At 43.1% G+C, this 2,501-nt stretch carries 2 protein-coding genes and 1 pseudogene; 1 reads left to right on the top strand and 2 read right to left on the bottom strand.

What is annotated here, in order from left to right; translation table 11 throughout:
• Window positions 1–41 precede the first annotated feature (41 nt).
• On the bottom strand, window positions 42–182 hold the full coding sequence (locus F6K37_RS38015) for a hypothetical protein (protein ID WP_353838988.1): 141 nt from the start codon (window positions 180–182) through the stop codon (window positions 42–44).
• A gap of 319 nt (window positions 183–501) precedes the next feature.
• Window positions 502–906: pseudogene (locus F6K37_RS38005) on the bottom strand (CU044_2847 family protein).
• 91 nt (window positions 907–997) lie between these two features.
• Between F6K37_RS38005 and F6K37_RS38000 the strand changes: the two are divergent.
• A partial coding sequence (locus tag F6K37_RS38000; protein WP_287256234.1) for an nSTAND1 domain-containing NTPase occupies window positions 998–2,501 on the top strand: 1,504 nt, incomplete at its 3' end.

Genomic DNA, 2,501 nt, shown 5'->3' with positions numbered 1-2,501 from the left:
ATTTGTGACCAACGTGACCAACAAAAAAGGGTACAGAATTGTCAAAGTTGAGCTTGTTGCACCTGATCAAGCATTGGTAATGCACCTGAGTTGTGATGGCGTTGGTCTCCCACTCCAGCAACTCCAAGATTGTTGTAGCGGTTAGCGATGACCCGAATCCACCGCCAGGAATAGCCAGTCACCTCGGCTACTTCTGGCGGTCGTTTTAGCTTTAGCCATTAAGAGTATTTGCTAATGGCGCAAGCCCCACCGGATCTTTGTCACGCGCGTTAATGAAGTACTTAGTGGCATTAATCCCGATTATCCCGTTTTGGTTAAGCAAAACGCCTATCAACACACAATTGAACATGCGTACGCTACCATGGGTAAATGTGTTTACCCTGGGGCTAACGGGAACTGGTTCAGTTACTTGCAATGGATAATCATCCCCTAGAACTACATGACAGGCATTACCAATCTCGTCATAGACTTTATAGGTAGCGATCGCGTAATTTGTTTTAACTAAGTTTTATTTTCAATTTGCTTATAAAGCTCACACTCTACTGTTATTTTAAGATTACTTTTAGCCGTCCCTTTGGTGACATAAGGAATCCCCGCCTCTCCCCCTAATTCAATCCCAAATTATAGGGTGACTTTCTTAACGTTAGGTATTGGCTTTTTCTTAAACGCATTTAAGCCAATAATAGTGTAAGCCCGAATCGTACCTTCAATGATTTGAGCGTGTTGTATTATTTGCTGTCGTAGCCTTTCAGGAGAACTCATCCCCTTGTCGGTGAGGGCTTCTTCTTCCTCTTCCTCTTCTTCCTGGTTGTCTGGGCTGCTTACCTTAGGAAGGTCTAAATCTTCTCTAGCTTCAACGTAAATAATTGTGCCATCCTCTAGCTGAATTGGCGTTAATTGTGTCATAGCAGAATATTTCCTAAACTATTTCCCGGAAAGACCGATCAAATAATTGTATACCTCTTAAGTACCTATTTATATAAAAACCCTGGTTGTTATGAGTCGGAATGCTTTAGTAATAGGGATTAATACCTACAGCTATGAACGCCTCAATAATTTAACGGCACCTGGGCGGGATGCAGAAGCTGTAGCCCAATTACTAGAGAAGTATGGAGACTTTAAGGTAACGCGACTCCCGGCGGTTAAGGATAAACAGAATAATACCATTCGCGTTGGCAAAAAAACCAAAGTCACTCTAACTCAGTTAGAAGACGCCATAGTACAATTGTTCAAATCAGATGGAAAACCCCCAGATACAGCGCTACTCTATTTTTCTGGACATGGTTTACGAAAAAGCAAGGGGATACAAGAAGGCTTTTTGGCAACTAGTGATGTTAACCCAGACATGGGTTCTTGGGGTTTATCCTTACAATGGCTGCGGCGACTGTTACAAGAAAGTGAAGTAAGGCAGCAGATTATTATCTTAGATTGCTGTTATGCAGGAGAAGTCCTAAATGTAGCAGAAGTAGACCCCGGAGACCGGGGTTTTGGCAGAGACCGGTGTTTTATTGCTGCTTCTCGTGCCTTTGAACTCGCCTATGAAGACATTAGTAGTAATCATAGTGTTCTTACCTCTGCACTGATCCTAGGATTGGAACCAAGCCAACAGGGATGGGTAACTAACTATACCTTGGTTGATTTACTTACTCAACAACGAAATGCTTTTCCCCAGCGTCATATTTTTAGTAATTCTGGTGAACCCATTAATCTGACTCGCAGGTGGACAGCAGCAACAAAACAGTTGGCTGCCTCGGCAAAAAGTATCTGTCCTTATAAGGGTTTGGCTTATTTTGATTGTACTGAAGAAGATGCCAAGTATTTCTACGGTCGTACTGCCTTAACGGATCAATTGTTGGAAAAGGTGCGTGTTGGTAATTTTCTTGCTGTCCTGGGGGCTTCTGGTAGTGGGAAATCCAGTGTAGTTAGGGCGGGATTATTGTATCAGTTACAACTGGGACGGAGGTTATCGGGTAGTGAAAGTTGGCAGATAAAAATCCTTCAGCCCGGTGAACATCCCCTCAATTCTTTAGCACTAACCTTTGTAGATTCTGGTTTATCTGATATCGAACAGGCTACTCAATTAGCTCAAGCCGAGGATTTGATCAAAAAGGGTTCTGAAGGCTTGAGCGAATTAATCGCTGTGACTGATACCCAGCGGGTGATACTGGTAGTTGATCAGTTTGAAGAAGCCTTTACCTTGTGTCAAGATAGCTCACAAAGGCAGCAGTTTTTTGAATGCTTATTAGGAGCTTTACCTAAAACCGGGGATAAACTCTGCTTAGTATTGACGATGCGGGCAGACTTTTTTGGTAAATGTCTTGAACAGGACTATAGCGGATTGGCACAGCAGATTCAACAACATGGGATTGCTGTTATGCCCATGTCACCAGAGGAGTTAAAACAGGCAATTGTAGAACCAGCCAAACAGGTAGATTTGGAGATTGAGCCAGAACTGGTGAAAGAAATACTGGCAGATGTAGCGGATGCGCCAGGATATCTGC

Origin of the sequence: Moorena sp. SIO4E2 (assembly GCF_010671945.1) — a bacterium.
Classification (GTDB): Bacteria; Cyanobacteriota; Cyanobacteriia; order Cyanobacteriales; family Coleofasciculaceae; genus Moorena; species Moorena producens.
The sequence above is the reverse complement of the archived record's forward strand: the minus strand, read 5'-3'. Positions and strand labels throughout refer to the sequence as shown.